The 22,706-nt window shown below is 55.3% G+C and carries 16 protein-coding genes; 7 read left to right on the top strand and 9 right to left on the bottom strand.

Annotation, left to right across the window (positions count from 1 at the left end):
• Positions 1 to 60: 60 nt before the first annotated feature.
• Positions 61 to 1,020 carry an alpha/beta hydrolase gene (locus ABYP39_RS03460; protein ID WP_372748529.1) on the top strand — a complete coding sequence of 320 codons (960 nt, stop codon included), beginning with the start codon at positions 61 to 63 and terminating at the stop codon, positions 1,018 to 1,020.
• A 145-nt stretch (positions 1,021 to 1,165) separates the two neighbouring features.
• The gene (locus tag ABYP39_RS03455; RefSeq protein WP_372748528.1) at positions 1,166 to 2,620 is read left to right on the top strand and encodes a flavin-containing monooxygenase; all 1,455 of its coding nucleotides are present in this window, start codon (positions 1,166 to 1,168) and stop codon (positions 2,618 to 2,620) included.
• 68 nt (positions 2,621 to 2,688) lie between these two features.
• Here ABYP39_RS03455 and ABYP39_RS03450 read toward each other — a convergent pair whose 3' ends face one another.
• On the bottom strand, positions 2,689 to 3,183 hold the full coding sequence (locus ABYP39_RS03450; RefSeq protein ID WP_372748527.1) for an aminoacyl-tRNA deacylase: 495 nt from the start codon (positions 3,181 to 3,183) through the stop codon (positions 2,689 to 2,691).
• Between the two features lie 194 nt (positions 3,184 to 3,377).
• On the opposite strand from ABYP39_RS03450, the gene ABYP39_RS03445 reads away from it, so the two are divergent.
• Entirely contained in the window at positions 3,378 to 3,611 is a 234-nt protein-coding gene (locus ABYP39_RS03445) for a DUF3820 family protein (protein ID WP_372748526.1), read from the top strand.
• Here the strand turns inward: ABYP39_RS03445 and ABYP39_RS03440 are convergent, their stop codons facing one another.
• Together ABYP39_RS03440 and ABYP39_RS03435 are read right to left on the bottom strand one after the other, a co-directional pair.
• Complete coding sequence (locus ABYP39_RS03440) at positions 3,612 to 4,859, bottom strand: hypothetical protein (protein ID WP_372781155.1); 1,248 nt, start codon at positions 4,857 to 4,859, stop codon at positions 3,612 to 3,614.
• 197 nt (positions 4,860 to 5,056) lie between these two features.
• Positions 5,057 to 6,082 carry an NAD-dependent epimerase/dehydratase family protein gene (locus tag ABYP39_RS03435; protein WP_372781153.1) on the bottom strand — a complete coding sequence of 342 codons (1,026 nt, stop codon included), beginning with the start codon at positions 6,080 to 6,082 and terminating at the stop codon, positions 5,057 to 5,059.
• A gap of 57 nt (positions 6,083 to 6,139) precedes the next feature.
• On the opposite strand from ABYP39_RS03435, the gene hrpB reads away from it, so the two are divergent.
• Entirely contained in the window at positions 6,140 to 8,656 is a 2,517-nt protein-coding gene (gene hrpB / locus ABYP39_RS03430; protein ID WP_372781151.1) for an ATP-dependent helicase HrpB, read from the top strand.
• Positions 8,657 to 8,990: 334 nt separating this feature from the next.
• Here hrpB and ABYP39_RS03425 read toward each other — a convergent pair whose 3' ends face one another.
• From ABYP39_RS03425 to ABYP39_RS03410, 4 genes are all read right to left on the bottom strand, one after another.
• Positions 8,991 to 10,478 (bottom strand): FAD-dependent oxidoreductase, encoded by a 1,488-nt coding sequence (locus ABYP39_RS03425; RefSeq protein WP_372763844.1) that lies wholly within the window; start codon positions 10,476 to 10,478, stop codon positions 8,991 to 8,993.
• A 464-nt stretch (positions 10,479 to 10,942) separates the two neighbouring features.
• Complete coding sequence (locus ABYP39_RS03420; protein WP_372749430.1) at positions 10,943 to 13,474, bottom strand: TonB-dependent receptor; 2,532 nt, start codon at positions 13,472 to 13,474, stop codon at positions 10,943 to 10,945.
• Positions 13,475 to 13,667: 193 nt separating this feature from the next.
• Positions 13,668 to 14,963 (bottom strand): hypothetical protein, encoded by a 1,296-nt coding sequence (locus tag ABYP39_RS03415; RefSeq protein WP_372781149.1) that lies wholly within the window; start codon positions 14,961 to 14,963, stop codon positions 13,668 to 13,670.
• Between the two features lie 13 nt (positions 14,964 to 14,976).
• Positions 14,977 to 15,549, bottom strand: a complete 573-nt coding sequence (locus ABYP39_RS03410) for a tRNA-(ms[2]io[6]A)-hydroxylase (RefSeq protein ID WP_372764156.1) — start codon at positions 15,547 to 15,549, stop codon at positions 14,977 to 14,979.
• A gap of 136 nt (positions 15,550 to 15,685) precedes the next feature.
• Between ABYP39_RS03410 and fabV the strand changes: the two genes are divergently transcribed.
• Both fabV and ABYP39_RS03400 read left to right on the top strand, forming a co-directional pair.
• Positions 15,686 to 16,876: an enoyl-ACP reductase FabV gene (gene fabV, locus ABYP39_RS03405; RefSeq protein ID WP_372748020.1), complete on the top strand. Its 1,191-nt coding sequence runs from the start codon at positions 15,686 to 15,688 to the stop codon at positions 16,874 to 16,876.
• Between the two features lie 3 nt (positions 16,877 to 16,879).
• A complete protein-coding gene (locus tag ABYP39_RS03400) occupies positions 16,880 to 17,719 on the top strand; it encodes an MBL fold metallo-hydrolase (protein WP_372758171.1) in 840 nt (279 codons plus the stop codon).
• Positions 17,720 to 17,815: 96 nt separating this feature from the next.
• Here ABYP39_RS03400 and ABYP39_RS03395 read toward each other — a convergent pair whose 3' ends face one another.
• Both ABYP39_RS03395 and ABYP39_RS03390 read right to left on the bottom strand, forming a co-directional pair.
• On the bottom strand, positions 17,816 to 19,882 hold the full coding sequence (locus tag ABYP39_RS03395) for a hydantoinase/oxoprolinase family protein (RefSeq protein ID WP_372781147.1): 2,067 nt from the start codon (positions 19,880 to 19,882) through the stop codon (positions 17,816 to 17,818).
• Positions 19,879 to 21,699, bottom strand: coding sequence for a hydantoinase B/oxoprolinase family protein (locus ABYP39_RS03390; protein WP_372781145.1), 1,821 nt, complete (start codon positions 21,697 to 21,699; stop codon positions 19,879 to 19,881). Before ABYP39_RS03390 ends, ABYP39_RS03395 begins: the two co-directional genes overlap by 4 nt.
• Positions 21,700 to 21,968: 269 nt before the next feature.
• Here ABYP39_RS03390 and ABYP39_RS03385 point away from each other — a divergent pair.
• Positions 21,969 to 22,706: SDR family NAD(P)-dependent oxidoreductase (locus ABYP39_RS03385; protein ID WP_372781143.1), on the top strand; the 738-nt coding region annotated here is incomplete at its 3' end.

Genomic DNA, 22,706 nt, shown 5'->3' with positions numbered 1-22,706 from the left:
GTGCCTAAAACTGCTAGAGTCGTAGTTTTGTTGCAATCATAAAAATCAGGCAGCGCTACCATGAAAATTGAAAAACATCAGCTCGATCCGGAACTGCAGCGATACTATCGGCCCACCATGAGTATAGCGTGGCTGATCAGTCGAGAATGGGGAATAAAGCTGATGCGCAAGGCAGAGCGCTTTTCCCGTGGTAAAGAGATAAAAGGACTGGTCAACGACGAGCGATACATCCCAAGTACGCACGGTGGCCCGGATATCAGGGTGCGTATTTACAAACCGGAGAATGCATCAGCAGATCAGCCATTGCCGATACTGCTTTATATTCACGGTGGTGGCTACGTACTGGGATGCCCTGAGCTGTTTGGCATGTTGATTGAACGTTTTATTAAGGCTCGCCCGTGCATCGTGGTGGCGCCTGATTACCGCAAAGCGCACGATGCGCCATTTCCAGCCGGTTTTGATGATTGCTACGACACTTTGTTGTGGGCGCGTGATCATGCAGCGGAGCTGGGTGCGCGCAGCGATAAATTTATGATTGGCGGCCACAGTGCCGGTGGCGGTATGACAGCCGCTCTTACTTGGAAAGCGCGCGACACAAAAGACGTTGATGTTGCTTTTCAGATGCCGATTTATCCGATGATTGATGATCGCCACCAGACGGAATCCGGTCAGCACATGCTTGCGCCGCTGTGGGGTACGCCGAATAATAAACTCGCTTGGAGTCTTTACCTAAAGGGGCGACAGGCAACGGATGGCTCGGTGCCAGACTACGCAGCACCAGCGCGAAATCAGGACTATACCGATTTTCCGCCTACCATTACTTTTGTCGGTGATCTGGAGCCTTTCCGGGATGAAACCATAGCCTACGCGGATGCGTTGAAGGGCGCGGGGGTACCCGTCAAGTTTGAGTTATTCACGGGCTGTTTCCACGGCTTTGATGGTATGAAATCTGCCATTTCCACGCGCGCATTGGACTTCACCTTTGACTCCTTTGCCGAGTATTACGACACCTATCTCTAGCGGAGATACTTGGATCACACGTTGGCGCCTGCTGCAAACTATCAGGCGCTGCGGCATGCTACCATCCGCAGCACTAGCGTATGATGCTCAGTTAAATGCATTGGTTATTGCATTCGGTAGAAAATAAAAATTGGTGGGAGCAGTAATGTCAGAGCAGGCGGAACACGATGTAGTGATTATTGGTACCGGATTTTCCGGGCTTGCCATGGCCATTGCGTTGCAGCAGGCGGGTATTAGTCGTTTTACACTGCTGGAGAAGGCAGACGAAGTTGGCGGCACCTGGCGCGAGAATACCTACCCAGGCGCTGAGTGTGATATTCCTTCTGCACTGTATAGCTATTCGTTTGAACATAATGCGCAGTGGGAATACAAGTGGTCGGAGCAGCCGCAGATTCTGGGCTACCTTAAGCATACCGCGAGCAAATACGACCTCTATAAGCATATCCAGTTTCAACAAGAAGTTGCATCTACCCATTACGATGAGGCGCAGCGCATTTGGCAGATCGAAACTGTGCAGGGCAAGCGTTTGCGTACTCGCTTTCTGGTGTCGGCGGTGGGACAGCTGCATCGTCCCTTTATTCCGGACATTGCCGGCCTGGATGATTTCGGAGGGCCGCAATTTCATTCCGCGCGCTGGCGTCATGATGTTAGCTTGAAAGACAAGCGGGTGGCGGTGATTGGCAATGCCGCCAGTGCATTACAGTTTATTCCGGAGATTGCGTCGCAGGCTAAGCAACTCACGGTCTTTCAGCGGTCTGCCAATTGGGTCATGCCCAAATTCGATCGCCCGTACAAGCCGTGGGAACAATGGTTGGCAGATCGCGTTCCGCTTGTGGCGAGACTGTATCGTTTTCGCTTATGGGCGCGTAACGAGTGGCTGGTTTATCCAATGCTCACGGGAAACCGATTAATACAGGCTTGGTTTCGCTGGACCCACATGCGCTACCTTCGGCGAACGGTGAAAGATCCGGAGCTGCAGGCCAAGCTGACTCCGGATTATCCGGTTGGTGCCAAGCGGGTATTGTTTTCCGATGACTATTTTGAAGCGCTGGCGCGGGACAACGTGGATGTTGTGACAGAACCCATCGCTAAGGTCGTTGAACGCGGTGTGGTCACGGCTGACGGTTTGCGCCACGATGCCGACGTGCTTATTTTTGGTACCGGGTTCCGAACCAACCCCTTTCTGGCGCCGATGGAAATCTTTGGCGCTGGCGGAAAATCGCTGCGTGATCATTGGCAAGGTGGCGCGCATGCTTATCTGGGTGTCTGTACGGCCGGCTTTCCAAACTTCTTCATGATGTATGGCCCTAATACCAACTTGGGGCATAACTCGATTGTGTTGATGGCAGAGGCGCAAGCCAAGTATATCTGTTCGTGTATCAAGCGTATGAGTGGTTCAGGGGCTCTAGAAGTGAAGGCTGATGTAGAGCGTGCCTACAATGATGAATTGCAGCGCAGGCTGCAGGGTATGGTCTGGAATTCGCTTGATGCCAGCTGGTACAAAGATGGCGGGCGAGTAACCAATAATTGGGCCGGGACGACTTGGGAGTATATGCGACGCCTGCGCAACGTACGCTGGGAAGATTTTGTGGTGAAATAATAACCAATCCCGGCGGTGGCTTCGCCGCCGGATTGGTTTGTCTGTATACAGAAGACGGTCGCGCAGCGCTAGTGAAAGGTCGCGCCGGCTTCTTCTGGCATGCAGCTGATGATGTCGTGGGCCTGGAGCCCCATCAGCTCCATAAACGCGGCGTGTTCCAGATGAATTAGATGTTCGTGGTCACCACTTTCGAAATAGATGTCCTGCACGTCATTCAATTCATCGTCCCAGACCACGGGCATGCCATACACCTGCCCCAGGGCGGGTATCGCGCCGGTTTCGCAATCGTCGAAGAGCGCGGCTATTTCATCTTCGGTGGCAAGGCGGTAACTACCGTGCATCCGTTGATTTAGCCAGTCTAAAACCAAGCGCCGGTTTGCGGGCATGACGCAGACGCAGTATTTGTCGCCATCGTGGGCAATAACGGCTTTGGCAACCTGGGTTGGTGGTACCTTTGCCGATATAGCTGATTGCATGCTTGTACTGCTATGGGGGTGAGCGACGAGATCGTACGCTACGCCGATTCTTTCCAGATGGGCTTCAATGCGGGGAGCGATAGCCATGATGGTTCCTCCACTGTGGGCCGGTATATCGGCCACGTAATATCCGTTTTCACTATAGAAAGACGGGGTCGCCTTGTCCAAGACCGGAAACGCGTAACTACAATGATTGATAAAGCTCATCGGAATAAGCTTAATGGCACGGATAGTGATTAATGGGCAACTCGGTTGGCCCGTGGACAGGATTAAATTGCGCAATGAACCTTGAATGTGATCAGGAGTTTTTACTGGCTGCTATCAACCAGACCATGCCCTTTGGTAAGTACAAAGGTCGCAAGTTGCTGGAATTGCCGGAGCCCTATTTGGTGTGGTTCCACCAGCAGGGCTTTCCTTCAGGAAAACTAGGCGAGCAATTAGGGCTGATGTACGAAGTGAAGCTCAATGGCTTGGAGAATATGCTCCGGCCTCTGTTGAGGACGGAGCGCAAATAGTTAGGGTAGCAGTGTAAACAGGCTGCATCCGCTTGCGAGCGGAGTGTCCTGGAAAGGGCAGGCTGAAGCACCACCGGTGATATTGATAATCGGGCCAAGCAGTAGGTCGAGCGGTGTGCCGGTTGGGCCACCACCACTGCCGCTGCCGCCACCTGCCAGGCCACTGCTTACCGTGCCCAGTAGAAGAGATATGGGGTCTGTGCCTTCACTGTCGCCGAGTCCGGAATACGCTGCCAGCAGAATCCCAGGTAAAAGCGTATTTTCGATCGGGTCCAATACCGGTGCCAGTTCATTGTTCATGGCGCTGGCCAGTTCCGGTAAAGCCACAGAAAGCAGGTTGGTGCCCAGCGCAGAGGTAAGCTGGTCGATACCCTGTGCGATCGGTGTGCTCAGTACACCGGGCTGTCCCGCCTGTGCCTCCAACATGGTCAGCGGCACGATGGTTGTCAGCGTGTTAGTCAGCGCGCGATTCAGCGCGGCTTCGAGAGCTGTCGCGGCAGCATCGCCGTTGTATCGGGAAAACCAGTACAGCGTCGTGTCAATATCGGTAAGTGCTGTGCTCAATGTCTGCAGAGCGCCACCCAGGAAGGGGGCTCCGGTGATTTCAGCAGGGAGCTGACTCATGCCGCTTTGGAATGCGGTGGCCAGTTGGTTGCTCAGTAGTGCCAATGAGTACAGGTCTGCATCCTGACCGTTGCCCGACTCGTTAGTGGATAGTTGGGCCAGGACAGGTGCGAGGGCGTCGCCCAGCGGCGCCAGTGGTGTGTCTGCCAATGGGTTGCTGCCGGGTGTTCCAGAGCCGTTACAATCTTCGCCGGTAAGTACGCCCAGGGCACCGGGCAAATCCTTAGACAGCTCGTCCAGCGAGAATTGGATATTACCCGAAGCCGCCTCAAATACGGCCGGATCCTGAGTTGATGCAGCCTCTGACAGGGCTAGTGCTACAGAGTCCAGAATGTCGAGCGTATCAATAACAACTGCCTGACGAACGCAGTCCAGGGTTCCCTCCAGGGGGGTACCTTCGGCTCCGGCAATGATCTGACCAAACACGCTCTCTGAGACAGGGGTTTGTACCTCATCCAACGGCCCATTAACGCCGTCTGCAACAGATGTGTTGTTGGGTTCGGCCGGTGGTGGGGCTACGCTACCGCTGCCAGACGAGCTGGAGCCGCCGCCACAGGCGCTGAGTGTTAGAGAGAAAAGGATCACGAGTAATCCCTGAGCCAGTGTTTGATGCGGCTTTACCATGGTGAAACCTCCGACGGCAACGACAGCCTGAATTAAGTTTGGTAATACTGCACAAAGCATACGTGCATAGCGGAGTTGGGAGGAAGTGTTGCTTGAATTATTTTGCTTACTGTGTCACAGCCTTTCGAGTTCGTGAATTAGGCTGTGACGAAGTTGTTCTTTGCAGTGCTTGTTAGCTCACATTATTGACGCTGCAATTACTCAGATTGTTGTGCCGTAGGAACGCTGGCTCTATCAATGTCACTTAAAAACCATTGCGCAGATCGCTGGATGCTTTCTTCAATGGGTATTCGCGAAGTAATGTTACTGGCTTGTCGAATTTTTAACGCGCTGTGGCCGCAGGTTTTCCCAAACATGCACACCAGCAGGCGGTGCAGCGGTGGCTCCTGAGTTTGCCCTGTCAGGGCGTAGAGAGATTCAGCAATGCGAGCGATGGCCATGGCAACAGGGAAAGGCAAGTTTCGGATTTTTTTGTCAGTCTGTAGCATCTGCTGCAGAAGCTGAAGAGTGTCGTACCAGTTCAATTCGGTGTCGTCGCGGGCGTTGTAGATCTCGTTGATTGCCTTGTCGCTGCGTGCGGCCCACAGAAGCAAATCTATCAGGTTATCAACGTCTATCAGTCCTGCGTGGGCCTGCCCGCGGTTAATGGTCAGCATGTCGCCACGGTCTAAAGCGTTGCCAATCTCCCGAATGAATTGGCTGCCAGGGCCAATCACGTTGGCGGGACGGATAATCGTAAATGGCAGATTGTGGGCGTTCGCAGTTTGCCAAACCCGCTGTTCACCTTCCAGTTTACTGTCACCGTAGCCGAACCCTACTTTTCGTGGCTCGGTCGTTTCGTCGGCAGGGTGCTGCGGATAACCGTAAACATCAACCGTCGAAATATGTACAAAACGTTTCAGAATAAGATTGTTGTGTACCAGGGCATCGAGCAGGTTTTGAACACCCAGCACGTTGGTTCGGTAGTAATTGGTCGCGGAGTCCCAGGTGTTTACATTGGCAGCGCAGTGGAACACGAATTCGCAATCACGTACCGCGAACGCCAGAGCGCGTGAGTCGTTGAGATCGCCGTAAACGATGTGGCATTGTTCGCGAAGCGCGGGCTCCAATGTTGCCCCCGGTCGAATCAGCACCGTGAGATGATAGCCTTCGGCTAACAATCTCCGGGCAAGATGGGAGCCTATAAAACCGGTAGCGCCGGTAACCAGTGCGGTGGCCTTCATCGGCTGTTGTGCCAGTATGCTATGCTTTTGCGCCGTTGTTGGCTCATTGCATTATTCATGTCACTTCCTATTGATCAGGTACTTCCCAAGATTCATGAGGCGCTGCAAAAGCGCGATGAGGCTATTGTGGTGGCAGAACCCGGTGCGGGCAAGACCACACGTGTACCTTTGTCCTTGTTGAACGAGCCATGGCTTGCGCAACAGCGCATATTGTTGCTGGAACCCCGGCGGATTGCTGCACGGCTCGCGGCCCAGCGCATGGCGGATCTGCTGGGAGAACCGGTCGGTGAAACTGTGGGTTACCGCATGCGGCTGGAGAGCCGCGTGTCCGCTAATACCAGAGTTCTGGTAGTGACGGAAGGGGTGCTCACACGGATGCTGCAGACCGATCCCAGTCTGGAGGGAGTCGGCCTGGTGATCTTCGACGAGTTTCATGAGCGCTCGGTGGATGCCGACCTCGGTCTGGCACTGTGTCGATATGCACGCGGGTTGTTTCGCGACGCGTTGCCGCTGAAGTTGCTGGTTATGTCTGCAACGCTGGACAGTGATGCGCTGTCGGACTATCTCGATAGTGCACCCGTGGTTCGCAGTGAGGGGCGCAGCTTTCCCGTTACCGTTCACTATCGGGGAAGAAGTGACCTGCGCGACATTGGTCCCCAAGTAAAATCATGCGTTTTGCAGTGCCTCGTAGAGGATCAGGGCAGCATCCTCGTCTTCCTGCCGGGGCAGGGAGAAATACTCCGACTGCAGAGGGAGTTGCAACAAGCGGTGACCGAAAATTCGATGTCGGATTCGGTGAGCTTGTCGCCCCTTTATGGTGCCTTGTCATTGGAAAAACAGCGCGAGGCGATTCGGCCGGTCGCTGCGGACAGGCGCAAGGTGGTATTGGCGACAGATATTGCTGAATCGAGTTTGACGATTGAAGGCATCACCACGGTGATTGACAGTGGTTGGGCGCGCAAACCCGCCTTTGACCCCCGCTTGGGTATGACCCGATTGAGCACCCGACGCATTTCCCGCGCAAGTGCGGAGCAGCGAGCGGGCCGCGCCGGACGTTTGGCGGCGGGCAATACTTGGCGGTTGTGGAGCGAGGAGCAACAACGAGAATTGCCTGCCTTCGACGAGCCGGAAATCGTCAACACAGATCTTGCGCCGTTGGCGCTACAGTTGATGTTATGGGGCGTTGGTGTCGATGAGCTTGAATGGCTAGAGCGACCGTCAGGTGCCGCTTGGCAACAAGCGCTTGCATTATTGGAATCCTTGGGTGCCTGCTCGGTCGACGGGGTTATAACCGAGCACGGCAAAGCGATGACCGAATTGCCAGTGCATCCGAGATTGGCCCATATGCTAATCCAGGCCCGCGAGATCGGTGTGTTGCCGATGGCGGCTGATATTGCTGCGCTGCTATCTGATCGTGATCCTGAGCCGGTGCTGGGTGCTGATTTGAGCCTGCGCTTGCCATTGGATCGTCTGCGCAATCGCGGGGTTGCATCGCGTCTGCAACAACAGGCGAAGCAATTTCGAAAAATGTTGAGTAAGGGTGGCGAGCAGCCAGCGAGTGAGCCGGCGCCAGGACGAGTGTCGCAGCAGGAAAGCATAGGATTGTGTATTGCGCTTGCCTACCCTGAACGCATCGCACAGCAGCGCTCTTCTGCTAGTACCGGCTTCCAGCTCGCAAACGGGCGCGGCGCGGTGCTTGCAGAAGACGACTCACTGCAGCGCGAGACATTGCTCGCCGTAGCGCAATTGGGGAGTCGCGCTGGCCAGGCGAACGACCGGATCTTTCTCGCCGCACCCCTGAGCCCACATTTTTTTGGCGATATTTTGCCTGCGCCTGAGCGGCGTGAAGTGGTGGAGTGGCGAGAGAATGGCCAGTTACTGATTGAGCGCCAATATTGCGTCGGGAAGCTGGTGCTGAATCGGGAAGCAGTGCGCGAGCATGACGATGCTGTGTTAAAGGCCGCCTTGATGGACTGGCTGGCCGAGCGTGGTGTGCAGGCCTTGCCGTGGAGTGACAATGCGCGGTGCCTTCAGCAAAGGGTACTGTGTTTGTACAGGCTCGATATGCAAACTCGGGGCGAGAGTGAGTGGCCGGACTTATCTGACGAGTGGTTGGCGGCGCACCTTGATCAATGGCTGGAGCCTTATTTGCCGGTAGTCAAAAATATCCGGCAGCTGCAAGCACTGGATCTTGAAACGGCGCTGGCTACGCTGTTGCCGTGGCCGCTTCCGCGCAAACTTGACGAGGCGGCACCACGTACACTTGAAGTACCAAGTGGTTCGCGTATAGCAATTGATTACAGTGAGTCGCCGCCGGTGTTGGCGGTAAAACTTCAGGAAATGTTCGGTCAACGGGAAACGCCGAAAATCGCCGGAGGCCAATTGGCGCTGACATTGCATTTGCTGTCGCCAGCTGGGCGCCCACTGCAGGTTACACAGGATCTGGAAAGCTTTTGGAACAACGCCTACAGCGACGTCAAAAAGGACATGAAAGGGCGTTATCCGAAACACCCCTGGCCTGATAACCCGCTGGCCGCCGTTCCAAAGCGCGGCACTAAAAAGCAGGGTTTTTAACGCTCCTCGACCAGTGTTGTCTCTAGGATATCTGGCTGTCTTCACGCTCAGTGATAGAACGGTAATGGCGGGTCATCGCGGCCATCAGGTAGTACTGGGACATATGCTGGCGTGTTTCGGCGCAGTGCAGGATGCAGGACAACAGTACCTTCAGGGTGCCACTGGCTGCTCAGGCGATTGCCGTAGGCTAGGGCGCGCCTTGGGTAAGGCCGATCGACTCAATGGTGGGTAGTACAACATGCGTTGTGTGCGTGGGTGGGATAAGCGCTGAACCCGTTATGTTTCCAGCCTTAAGGCAGCCTCCCGGCCGGGGAGGCCACCTTAAGGTGATGATCTAGCGTGCTGCAGCTGCCTTGCCCGCCATTCGGCCAAAGAAGGTGGCGTCACCCACCGACATGCCGCTGGCGTAACCCGCTGCGGTTCGCGGAATACCGGCGGTGGTTCGTCCGGCAGCAAACAGGCCCGGAATGATATCCCGCTCAGGTGTCAGTACTTCGCCGGTGCTGAGGGTGTCGAGGCCACCAAGGGTGAAGAAGGGGTAAAAGGTACCACGGCCCAAGGTGCAATCCAGTGCCACAAACGGCGGTTTGATCGGGCGCAGCCAGGCGTCGCTTTTGTGGAACAGTGGGTCTTCACCGTTTTCCGCATTGCGGTTGTAAACGTCCAGTGTGCTACTCAGGGTGCCTTCGGGCAGCGCCAGTTCCTGCTCCAGTTCTTCGGCCGTCTCACCGGTGCCGGCTACCTGAGCGCCCAGATAACTCATTTTTTCGTAGTCGCCGTAACCTTCCACGTCGGTAATGAGGTAGATGCGTTTGGAATGGTTGTGCTGTTGCACCAGAGCGTTGAAACCCACCCGTCCGTGGTAGCAGTCTTCGTTGATAAACCGTTGCCCTTTATCGTTCACGAAGATGCCGTAAGTCAGTGACTGGGGTGGGTAGTAGGGAATGGTAGTGAAGCATTCATGCATATTCACGGTGCCGGCGCCGACGCCCAGCCCCATCAGAATGCCGGAGCCGGTGTCGCCGGGGTTACCGATGGGTTCTAGTTTCTTGTCAAAAAGTGGTGCGTACTTGCGCACCATGTCTTCGTTCATGCAGAACCCGCCTGCGCAGAGAATGACGCCTTTACGAGCGCGCACGGCGACTTCTTGCTGATTGACCCGGACCAGAACGCCGACAACTGCACCGCTATCGTCGGTGATCAAGGTGAGGGCGCGCGATTCGTAACTCACGGTGATATTGCTGCGCTTTTCCACTTGTTCGGTAAGAATTTTCATCAGCAGCGGGCCGCCGTTGTCGCCCTCGATTTCGAGGTTGTGTCCACGCGGTACCGGGTAGGCTGATTCAGTGAAGGGGTAGGCCTTTTCGTTACCCGTGAACAGCAGGCAGTCATCGGTGAGAGCCATAATGGCGCGTTCTTTCAGCTCAGAGTCCTTGAATGGAACGCCTTTTTCCACCAGCCAGTTAAAGTGGTCGACGCTGTTATCGACATAGGCATCGATCTTCGCTTCGTCGGCGTTGCTGCCAAAAGCCGTTTTGAGAAAGGCTTTCATATTGTCAGAGGTGTCGTCGTAACCACAGGCTTTTTGTACGCGGGTACCGCCATTACCACCCATATAGATTTCTGCGCTGGACAAGGCCGTGGAGCCGCCGCTGGCGCTGGCCAGCTCAAAGATAGTTACATCGGCGCCGGCGTCAGCGGCTTCCAGTGCAGCGCAGGCTCCGGCGCCGCCAAAGCCGATGACGGCCACGTCGGTTTCGATGCCCCAGTCACGGATCTCGGCCAGTTTTTTGGGTTTTGTCGGGCTGGATTTATCGCTCATCGGTTATAGGCTCCGCTGCGTGTCAGTGATTTTAAGGCACCAGTATTATATTGGACTTTGCCCGCAGAATAATGACATTTACGGTCAGTAAGATAGTTCATATTGGGGATGTTTAATATGTTGGACTGATCGCTGCTGTGGTGGGGTCATTGCGACTGTCCGGCCATAAAACGCTAAGCGTAACTTCGAGTGGAAATCGAGTGCTTCAACCATCGTTTGTTGTGATATAGCTGCGCTCCAGAAAGAGCTCCTTCGCCCTGCCCCTGTCCCAAAGAGGAGAGGAGGCCATCCGAGCCGTTCCGTACGCACCTCTACTAAAAAGTGAACCCTCTCACTTTAGAGCAGGATTGGGGGAGGGTAGCTGCCGATAGAGAGCATCAAAACTAAACCCTGTCCGCACAGTTGTTTATGGCGAACCAAAAAAAAGGGCTGCCGAGGCAGCCCTTTTGGTCAAGCGTCGTGGCTCAGTACTCGTAGATCAAATCCAGACCGTAGGTGCGGGGCTCGCCCCAGATAACCGCACGGTCGATTTGCGGAGTGTTATCGATCGCAGTGACGTGGTATTCCTCGTCAGTTACGTTCTTGACCCAACCGGCTACCTGGAAGACACCGCCCCACAGAGGCATGCCAGTAACGCCGAGGCGCAGGTTGGTCAGGCGGTAGTCGTCGAGGAAGGTGCCGCGCGACTTGTCACCATTTTTAGCCACGTTGAATGAGCGTGAACCACCGTTGCGCTCGTCCATGAAGTTATGGCTAACGTTAAAGTTCAGTCGACCCCAGTCACCTTCGGCAATGGTCCAGTCTACGGCCAGCGTGTAGGAGTGCTGCGGCGCAGAGAAGAATACGAAGGTGTCGGAGATGTCTTCACCAGTAGCTGCTGACGTCGCCTTGGTTACGTCGGTATCCAGGTAGGCGTAGTTGAACAGCATCAGGATATCGCGCGTCGCGAGGAAGGTGACATCCATTTCCATACCCTGCATTTCTGCTTCACCGGCGTTGCTTACCTTGGTGTCAGCTACGGTGCCGGTCAGGATCTGGTTCAGCTGGATGTCGGTGTACTCGCTGTAGAACACGTTGCCGTTAAGACGCAGACGACGGTTCATCAGCTCGCTTTTAACACCGATTTCATAGGATTGAACCTTCTCGGAATCAAAGCCTTCCTTGAAGCCAAATCCGTAGTCAGTGCCATCAGAGGCCGGGCCCTGATTGCCGTCGCGCTGCGGGTCGCGAGTGTTGTAACCACCCGATTTGTAAGCTTCAACAGATTTGGCATAGATGTTGATGTCGTCGGTGATATCAAACTCTGCCGTGAAGGTGAAGGAGTCATCAGAGAAATCCTTGTCGCCCTCAACATTCACAAACTCGCGATCGGCAGAGTTTGGAATGCCTGCGCCGCCGAGGAAAGTGGCAACCAGCGGGTTACTGGCTTCTGCCGCACCGCCCACTGCAGCCAGGAGCGGGCTTTCGATATAGACAAAATCCTGCTGGTTTTTCAACGCGTAGCGGCTGTCTTCAGAATGACGGTAGCCGAAGGTCAAGTGCAGGCGATCTTCTAAGATGGCTGGCGTCCAGGTGAACTGACCGAACAGTGCGCTGGAGTCGTTCTCAATATCGTATTTCTGGCTCAGCAGGTTAACGATGCGAGTGGAGCCACTTGGATCGGAATCGATCGGCGCGCTCAGCTGGTGGTGCAGCGGTGAGTTGTCTTCCTGGGCTTCTTCTTCAAAGTAATAGGCGCCCACGATGTACTCTACGCGGCCATCGGCAAAATCGCCGGTGAACTGCAGTTCGTGTGATGTCTGCTCCTGGGTGATAACCGGAACCACCAGCGGGGTACATCCGCCCACCGCAACCTGTGCGGCAGGACCGCAGTAGCCGTTGGAGTCGAGGCGGAAGTCTGGATCGCCATCACCAGTCAGATCAGCATAAGCTTGGTCTTCCAGCGTGCGGTAGGCACCGATGTATTTCATCTGCCAGGTATCAAAATCCATGGCGATTGTGATGGAGTGACCTTCAACCTCAGTGGCCGAATCTTCCATTGGCGCGCTACTGGCCAGGCTGTCCAGGCGTTTGTCGCTATAGGTGGTGCTAGAGGAGCTGGATTCCTTGATTTGATCGGTCTGGCCCTTGTTACAGGTCGACGGATCGCCGCCACAGGGTGGGGTGACCGGCTGGTAAATGGTGTTGACCGTGGTCATATCGGAGAAGTCGTAGGCGTAGTCGACTGTCATCCAATCAGTGGCATCCCAGCGCAGGTCTACACGGTAGCCTTGTACATCGCGGCTGCCAAAATAGTCTTCGCTGTCACCGGCAATAAAACCGGGGCTGCTGGGATCGTTCTGCGGACCGGTGTTTTCCAGCCAGCCGCGCTGACTGGTGGTCAGGAACGCGACCTTGGCTGCCAGTGTGTCGGTAATCGGCAGGTTGGCAGAGGTTTTCGAGGTGAACAGGTCACGGTTGCCCAAGACAAACTTCTGTTTGAATTCAAAGGCGTCGACAGATGGGCGTTTGGTAATCAAGTTTACCGCACCGCCAGTGGTGTTACGGCCGTACAGCGTACCCTGCGGACCGCGCAGTATTTCCATCCGCTCCAGTTCCGCAACGTCCAGTGCAGTACCAGTTGCACGGGCGACGTAGACACCGTCAACGTAAATCCCTACCGGCGGATCCTGCGTAACCTGTGAATCTGAGATGCCGATACCGCGAATAAAAATACGCAGTGTGGTGTTGTTGATGGGGAAGGGCTCGATGGTCAGGCTGGGCACCTTGGAACCGATGTCTGCGAGACTGTTGATGCCATCGGTTTCAAGGCGCTCAGCACCAAACGCCGTCAGAGATATTGGCGTATCCTGTAGCGACTCTGCCTTTTTCTGTGCTGTTACGATGACTTCTTCCAGAGCGATGGGTGCCGCATTTGAACTCGTTTGCGCAATGGCAAACAAGGGTACGGCAGCGCTGCCCAGGAACGCAGTGAGCTTCAATGCGAATCTGTTCATAGTTAATCCCTTCCAGCGGTTCGGTAGATACCGAGAATCAGTTGTGACTTTTTATTGGCGCGTCCTGTTTTATTCTAGATACGACAGAAGAACACCAGTGGCATTGATTTTGGATTTTTAGCCAGTCGGGAATACTACCACAGGACTTCGGAAAGACTAGGGCAGATAGAGCCAAAAAAGGTGGCCTGAAATGTTAATTTCTGGCGGGATTTGGCCCAATGCTGGCCGGGCCGCGCACTTGGTTGTCTGCCAGCGTGTTCTGCATGCTATGTACCGGGTTTTTGCTGTCGGCACTGTAACCAAAACTTGTGAGCCAGTTCGCGTCGCTCAGGGCTTTTTCTAGCGGTATGTCGGGGTGCTGACTACGGCATGAATGGATCCATTTGAGACATTTGAAGCCGTCGAACCAGGTAAATAAAGCCCGCTGTCGACGCTTGTTGTCGGGGTTATTTTTCCAGGCAGTGGCGATAGCGTTATCACATTGGAATTGCTGCCACAGTGAACGTAGATGACTGTAATCACATGCGTTATGGCGTGCCGCTTGCTGGAGGCATACCTCGCTGTCAATTGCGGCCATGCGCAGTGCCTCCAGTGCGGCCTTTAGAAGCACAAAACTGGCTGGATGATAGCTCGTGAACGCAGCTGTCGACGCAAGGTCTGCAATTTTGCGCAGCGCCGGCCCGGTGCCAAAGGGTACCCGCTGTGAGGCTCGGCCAGATACCTCGATATGTGGGTCTGATACGTGGACCACACCGCCCAGCTTGGCCAGCTTGTCCAGCAAGTAAAAATCTTCGCCGGCGGCGCGTTTTGGAAACCCCCGAGCCTGCTGATAATGAACGACATTGATAGCCATGCAACTGCCGATGGTGGGCCAGGCGTAAGGGGAGCCGGCAAAGCGTAGGCCTGACACGTAGTAGAGCATATGCAGTTCGTAGAGCGTGACAGCATATGCCGGCACTGATTCGGGCCGATGGTTAAACGGAAACATGGCGGCGGCTGCATCGGTGGGTAAACCCGACAATGCAGTGTCATAGTGGCCGGGCAGCAGAGCGTCTGCGTCGCTGCTGCCAATCCAGGGGCAGAGAATCTGCTGACGGCTATGTAACCGGCAGGCGATATCGCAGCCGATTTTCCGGGCTAGACCAACCCCCTGCTTGGCCGGCAACGGCGGTCCCGATAGGCAGCGGTCTATGAGTAAAACGTCGCCGTTGAGGGCGGTTTGTTCCGCGCAATGCAGGGATATATGCGCCTGTTGCCACTTGGCCGCCCCCAGCATTTCAAGTAGCTGCTGTGCCCAGCGGGTATCGCTGTCATTGTCGGGCCGGTTTACAACCAATATCAAAAGCCGTTCGGGAGCGGTATGAGAATCGAGAAATGCACCTGTTTCTTTGTAGGCAGGAGTGACCAACGCCGACTGCCACTGCCCCGGCAGTGTGGTGACGAGGTCGGTGTCAGGTTCGGCGTAGCGTGACAGGTAAGCGGCCGGCATTATCTCTGGCTCGTCAATGCAGGGCGGCTTTAATGGGCTGGGCCGCAATAATCTCAGCCTCCAGGCGCAGCCATTGGGCGAGCCGCTGTTCAATAGCCGTGGTTGGAAAGTAGCGGGCGGCGAGGTCGGTGAAAAGGGTGCGATGGCGTTCTTCAGAGCGGCTGATGGAGTTGTAGAATGTTTTCAGTTGCCCCGCTTCAAGTGCGTCGGCAATCAATCCAAAACGCTCCGCGCCCCGAGCCTCGATCACGCCACCGAGCAGCAGGCGGTCGAGAAAGTAGGCCTCACTGCCTTTGCGCAGGTGTTTGCGCAGCGCATTGACATAGGGGTCGCGTTCGTCGGCGGCAGTGTGCCCGCCGCGTTGGTGGATGATTTTCACCACCTCCCGATAATGACTCATCTCCTCTACCGCCAAATCAGCCATGGCCTCCACCAGTGGCGGCTTGTCGGGGTAGTGGGAAGCCATAGAGATGGCCATGCCCGCTGCTTTTTTTTCGGCAGCTGCATGGTCCAGTAAAAAAGTATCAAAGTTAGCCAGCACGGTTTCTGTCCATGCTGCGGGCGTGTCATATTGAAGGGTAATCACAGTGAAAGCGTCATTTTCAGCCGGTATATTGAGAAAATCCGCCGTTCGGAATGTTGACGTCGAACATTAGTCCGGGCGGGATGAGGCTGCTAGAATGCGGCCTGTCTAAAGGCTCATTGTAAAAGGAATAAGCTGCATGGTCATCAAACCCCGCGTACGCGGTTTTATGTGTGTCACCAGCCACCCGGTTGGCTGCGAGGCGAATGTCAAAGAACAAATCGACTACGTAAAGGCACAGGGCGCGATCGATAACGGCCCCAAGCGTGTTTTGGTGATTGGGGCGTCCACCGGATATGGCCTGGCGTCGCGGATTACAGCCGCTTTTGGTTGCGGGGCGTCAACGCTGGGCATCTTTTTTGAGAAAGAAGGGACGGACAAGAAGCCGGGCACCGCTGGCTGGTATAACTCGGCGGCCTTCCACAAGTTTGCCGAGGCCGATGGCCTGTACGCCAAGAGTATCAATGGTGACGCTTTTTCTGACGCGCTGAAAGACAAAACCATCGCTCAGATCAAGGCAGATTTGGGTCAGGTAGATCTTGTGGTTTACAGCCTGGCCGCACCACGCCGCGAGCACCCGAAAACCGGTGAAGTGCACTGGTCTACCCTCAAGCCGATTGGCAAAAGTGTGACCCAGCGCGGTGTCAATACTGACAAGGAGATCGTTGAGGACGTTTCCCTGGAGCAGGCGAATCAGGAAGAAATAGACAACACGGTGGCGGTTATGGGCGGTGAAGACTGGCAGATGTGGATTGACGCGCTGGATGAAGCCGGGGTACTGGCAGCCGGTGCCAAAACAACTGCCTATACCTACTTGGGCGAGAAGTTAACCTGGGATATTTATTGGCACGGTACGATCGGTCAGGCCAAGCAGGACCTGGATCGCCGTGTGGTGGATATCCGCAAAAAGCTAGCTGGAAAAGGCGGGGATGCCAGGGTATCGGTACTGAAAGCGGTCGTTACCCAAGCCAGCTCGGCGATTCCCATCATGCCGCTGTATCTGGCGCTGCTTTTCAAACAAATGAAGGCCGACGGTAGTCATGAGGGTTGTATCGAGCAGATTTACGGCCTGTTTAAAGATAACCTCTATAGCGCATCGCCGCGTCTTGATGATGAAGGCCGTCTGCGACAAGACCATCTGGAGCTGCGTCCGGAAATTCAGGAAGCGGTAGCCGCGCAGTGGGCTAAGGTTTCCACTGACAACCTGCGTGAGCTGACTGACTTTGCCGGGTACAAGCACGAATTCATGCGTCTGTTTGGCTTTGAGCTGGACGGCGTGGATTATGACGCGGACGTAAACCCGAACGTGCCCATCAAGCAACTTGTCTGAGTTATGAATGATTTTACCCACGGCAAGGCCATAGAACTGGCATCGGGTATACACCGGGTAGTAGCACCGAACCCGGGGGTGATGACAGGGCCGGGCACCAATACTTATCTGTTGGGCCGTAAAGAGATCACGGTGCTTGATCCAGGCCCGGCGGAGCCTGCCCATTGCGAGGCAATTCTGCGGGCAGTGGACGAGCTCAGTGGCGAGGTGGTGCAAATAGTCACCACCCACACGCACCCCGATCATTCACCGTGTGCCGCACTGCTGCGTGAGCGTACCGGTGCGTCGATTATCGGCTCCGTAATTGAGCAGGACGGTTTTCAGGACGAGAGCTTCGCGCCCGATCGGGAGCCAGAGCACGATGAAGCCATTGCGGTGGATGGCGAAACGCTTCGAGCCATTTATTCGCCGGGACACGTGGGAAATCACTTTTGCTACCTGCATGAGCGCAGTGGTTTGTTGTTTACCGGTGACCATGTGATGCAGGGCTCAACAGTGGTAATCATTCCGCCTGCGGGCGATATGAAGGATTACATTGAGTCTTTGCGCCGGATGCTTGAGTATCCACTGGCGTATATCGCCCCCGGACACGGCGGTTTGATTCCGGAACCGGCAAAAGAGTTGGAGTACCTGATTGGTCACCGGCTCAAACGCGAAGCCAAAGTGGTGGAAAAGCTATCCGGTTTTGATCGTGTGACCTTGGAAGAGCTGGTGGTGCCGGTTTATGACGATGTTGATCCGTCGTTGCACCCGGTAGCGCAATATTCGTTGTTAGCGCATCTATTAAAGCTGGAGAAAGATGGTCGCGCCATCAAGCGCGACGAGAGCTGGTCGCTGCGTTAGCAGTCCGGGCACCTTGCAATTGAAGGCCGCTATAGGCTGCTGTAGTACAGCAGCGTTAGGCGATGTGCCAAGTATGGGAGGCGGCTGAATGAATGGTCACACGCTCTGTAGCCGTAATTCATAGTCGCACGCATCATCAAGCACCGCAATCCACCCCGGATAGACCACGATAGTGGTGAACGTTTCCTCAATCACAGCCGGGCCGGTAATACGGTGACCGGGACGCAAATTTACACCGCGGTGAATCGGCGTGTCCTGATAGCCTTGCCCTAAATTCACTTTGCGGATAGTGGTGTGTTCTGCGTCAAAGGCAGTGGTGGTAAAGCCGCTGTCTACCACGGGCGCTGGCGTGTCGACGGACGTTGCCAGCCGCACACCGGTGATTTCTGGAATTTCCTCGTCGCGAACATGGCCGTATTCCGCCATATGTCGTTCGTTAAACGCAGCAATCGCCTTGCCACCCAAGTTGTCATCAAGAAAACTCAGATCGTTCTGTCCCATATCAAACGTCAACGCGAAGTTCTGACCGCGATAGCGCATATTCATCTGGTAGGTAGATTGAATTTCTGACTGGCGGAAATTGGCATCAGCAAAGTATTTCACCGCGCGCGCCTCCAGTTCTTCCCATAGCTGGCGCAGTTTTTTGAGATCTGGTGCATTGGCAGGGCAGATAAACGAGCGTTCTTCGTCGATACTCGGCTTGGCAACGAGTGTGCCGAGCGCCGAAAAAGTGGGCGAGGCTTTGGGTATCAGTACCCTGTTTATACCCAGCGCTTCGGCGTGCACCGCGGCAAATGCGGCACCATTGCCCCCGTATGCCAGCATTACCATGTCTTTCGGGTCGATGCCTTTGCCGGCGGTGGTGCGACGAATGGCCTGAATCATATTGGCGTTTACCAGCCGCCAGGCGTCGAAGGCTATCTCTTCCGCGCTGCTGCCGAGTCGCTCACCGATTGAGTGAAAGGCTTCGCGCACGCCCTTTGCCGACAGCGAGAAACTGCCGCCAGCAAATTCTGAATCGGCTGATAGCACGCCCAGCATCAGCAGCGCATCGGTTACGGTGGGGTTTTGTCCGCCGCGACCATAGCAGATAGGGCCTGGGTCAGAGCCGGCGGATGCAGGGCCAACCTGCAACTCACCGTTGTTGATATGACAGATAGAACCGCCACCTGCGCCGAGCGTTTCCACCTGCACCATGGGTACACCCACGAGGTTGCGGTGGTGCATATTCCAACCAGCGATAGCTGGCGCATTGCCGTTCGCGACGACGGATATATCGTAGGAGGTGCCGCCCATGTCGACACATAAGATGTTGGGATAGCCTTTTTTGCTGCCCACATGGGCTGAGCCGATCACACCACCGGCCGGGCCTGAAGCCAATACCCGAATGGGTGAACCCTCGATATACTCTTTGGTCATCACGCCGCCACTGGCCTGCATTACCATGAGCTGATTCTTGTAGCCGCCTTGTTGTAGCCGGCTCACCAGTTTTTCGAGGTAGGAAGTAACCCGTGGTGCTACGTAGGCGTTTACAACTGTGGTGCTAGTGCGGTCGTATTCAGGTGCACGCGGCAATACTTCGTGGGAAGTGGAGAGATGCACGCCAGGCATTTCCTCGGCGACTATCTCGGCTACACGCTTTTCATGAGACGGGTTTACAAACGAAAAGATCAGCGATATTGCAACGGATTCAACTTTCTGTTTTTTGAGCTTGCGGCAGCATTCGCGTACCGCCCCCTCGTCCAGCGTTTTGTAAACCGAGCCATCGTACAGTATGCGTTCCGGTACGGTTAGTCGGCGACGTCGTGGCACAATGGGTTTGGGCGGCGCCAAACGTGTGTCCCAAATATCTTCTTTGAAACCGCGACGGTATTCGAGTTCATCGCGGAAGCCTTCGGTGGTTATGAGGCCGGTGACAGCGCCGTCCATTTCAATCAACGTATTATCGGCAATGGTCGTGCCGTGCACGATTGCGTCGCACTGGCTGAGAAAATCAGCGAGGCTCAAACCTTCTTTCTGAGCCAGCGTATCCAGTCCGGTCATTACCCCGATGGAGCGGTCTTCAGGCGTACTCAGATTCTTGTGCACAATAACCTGCGTGCCTTTCAATAGTGCGAAGTCGGTAAATGTGCCACCAATATCTATACCAACGCGGTAATTCATGGATTAACTCCTTTCGCGGCAGCCATCTCTTTCCTCAGCGCCTGGGTCGCGGCTAAATCCACCGTTAGATCGTAGTCATCCAGTGAGCCAGTCAATACGACACCGTATTTTTCCCTAGCGCCTTCTATGCTCACATAGTCGTCCAGTACGTCTTCTTTCACGGCTTCCGGGTCGCGCAACCAGGGGTAGCCGAAGCCGGCGCCGCCGCCGTGCTGATAAGCGATCACTGCATTGGCCGGTAGTTGAGCCTGCATCGTCAGGTCAATTTTGTATTCGTTCGGTGTGCCCACTTCAAAATGGTTTGTGTAGGGGCTGGCGGGATCGCCGCCGCACATGCCGTTCATTGGGTGGGCAGATGAAACCATCCACGCGGTGGCCATGGTGGGTTGCAGCACTTTTTTTACATTCAGGCTGCCCGGCTGTCCCCGCCATTGACCGGCGCCGCCAGCATCGGTGGTCATTTCCCGACTGAGGTTGATAACGGGGCCTCGCGCCTCGGCTTCTTCGGCCTCCGAAAGCAGCAGATTGCCCAGCGACACGGGGCAGGAGCCCCAGCCATCGATCCCCTGTACCGCAGAGGCATCCATCGAGCGTGCGTCCACTCCCTGATCCATCTGCATCATGCCGTTTTCGTCAAACCAGATAACCGCGTTGGGCATGCCAATTTTATACACCTGCGGCGCAGCGCGTTCTGGTACCACTTCTGACAGCGCTACACATACTGCCTCGGTGATTTCGCAGGCCGGGTGGAACGAACCCAGGGCAGCTGGTTTGTTGGGTGGTGGATGCGCGATGCAGCCTTCCGGAATAATGATATCGACGGCGTTGAACAGGCCTTCGTTTTTGATAATGCCGGGGTCAACCATCGCCGACAGCTGGGTCATCACATAGCCGCGACTGTTAGCGAAAGTGTTCCACACGCCTACCAGCTCTTGACGATCGTCAGTGCCGGTCAGGTCGACGGTGAGTTGGTCGCCCTCGATGTTGCACGCGACATGTACTTTGACGTCTTTAGTGCCCTGAGTGTCGTGATCGATAAATACATCGGCTTCATAGGTGCCATCGGGCCAGGCAGTCACTTCGTCGCGGAAGCATTTTTCAGTGTGTTCAATGTTGTAATTGATGGCAGCTTTAACTGAGTCAGCCCCCCATTTCTCAATAACGTCGTCCAGCAGACGAACGCCCAATTGCACGCCGCTGATCATGGCGGCCAGATCGCCCGAGAAGGAGGCGAAGCGATTATTGCGTTCAATAAGCTTGATAATGTCTTTGCGCTTCTCACCGCGGTGAACCAGTTTTACACAGGGTATGGCCAGCCCCTCAGTGAAAATGTCAGTAGCTTCAAGAGTGAAGCCACCGGGGTCCTTTCCACCAGTGTCGCCCTGGTGAGCCTGCAGCGCTTGAATCAGTACCAGTTCACCGCGGTCGTCGAATACCGGCGCGTATACGTTGTAGTCGGGTAGGTGGCCGCCACCGAAATCCGGGTCATTGCCAAGGAAAACATCACCCGGTCCCCAGTCATACTCTTCCAGTTTTTCCAACCCATAGCGAACCGTTAGTTGCGATACAAAAGTCAGATGTGGGGTGCCGATAGAACCCGAAGCCAAGCGACCATGTGCGTCGATGACACTGGCATTGCGCTCGTTAGACTGGTTGATAATAGGCGACGAGGCGGCGCGCCCCAGATGCGTGGCTGCTTCGAAGCATACGGTTTCCAGCGCGCCACGAATAATAGCGGCGCTCACCGCATCAACGGTGGCTGACGTAGGCAGAGACTCGCGTTTTGCGGCCAGGCGCCGATTCAACTCAAAAGACATGGTGCTCTTCCTTTTGGCAGGGGCATCACAGGATGAAGGTCATCAAACTATAAGCACCAAAGGGATTCCCGACTTGTCGTGTCACGGTTTCGACAGTTAGTGCAAGCGAGCTGGGTTTGCTAGCAGCGCACCGTCGATTAGCCTGAAACGGAGCTACAAAATGCCCTCAACTGCACTGCAGTGGTGAAGTGGTCGTCGGCGGCTACCGATACGTCCTAGAATCGGTCAGCAAGTCGCAAATAAAATCCTGAACGGAGGCCTGACAGATAATGGCAAACAATTCTGACAAACCGGTGGTGCTGGTCACAGGTGCCAGTGCAGGCATAGGCGATGCAATTGTTCGCTATTTTGCGCGTAACGGATGGAATATTGTGGCTGTTGCCCGACGCCAGGACCGCCTCGATAAGTTAGTGGCCGATATGAAGGGCGTGGCTGACGTTGCAACTGTGGTTGCGGATGTTACCGCAACCGATGCACCGCAACGGGCGGTCGACGCCGCCATGGAGCGCTTTGGACGACTTGATTGCCTGGTAAACAATGCGGGCGCCGGCAAGTGGGCGCCACCTGCGGAGACTGACGATGCAACCATCGACGAGGTCATTGATACCAGCCTGAAAGCGCCATTTCGTTTCGGGCGTGAAGCGCTGCGGGTAATGAAACCGGGATCTTCCATTATTAATATCGGTTCGGTCTTTGGCATGCTGGGCGGTCTGGATGGCGGTATCTATTGCGCGGCCAAGGCCGGCATGATCGGCATGATGCAGGCCTTTGCCTGTCAGTACGGTGCGGCGGGTATTCGCAGCAATGTGGTTGCCCCAGGGGTTATTCGCACCGAAATGACCGATGCTGCATGGGACGCTGAACCATTCCGCCGTATTAATCATGAGCTGACGCCCTGTGACCGCGAGGGCACTGTGGAGGATGTTGCCGCCACGGTATTTTTTCTGGCGTCGAAAGAGGGCAGTTATATCAATGGCCAGACGATTGCGCTGGACGGTGGCTGGAGT

Source organism: Litorivivens sp., assembly GCF_041625495.1.
Lineage (GTDB): Bacteria > Pseudomonadota > Gammaproteobacteria > Pseudomonadales > Spongiibacteraceae > Litorivivens.
The sequence above is the reverse complement of the archived record's forward strand: the minus strand, read 5'-3'. Positions and strand labels throughout refer to the sequence as shown.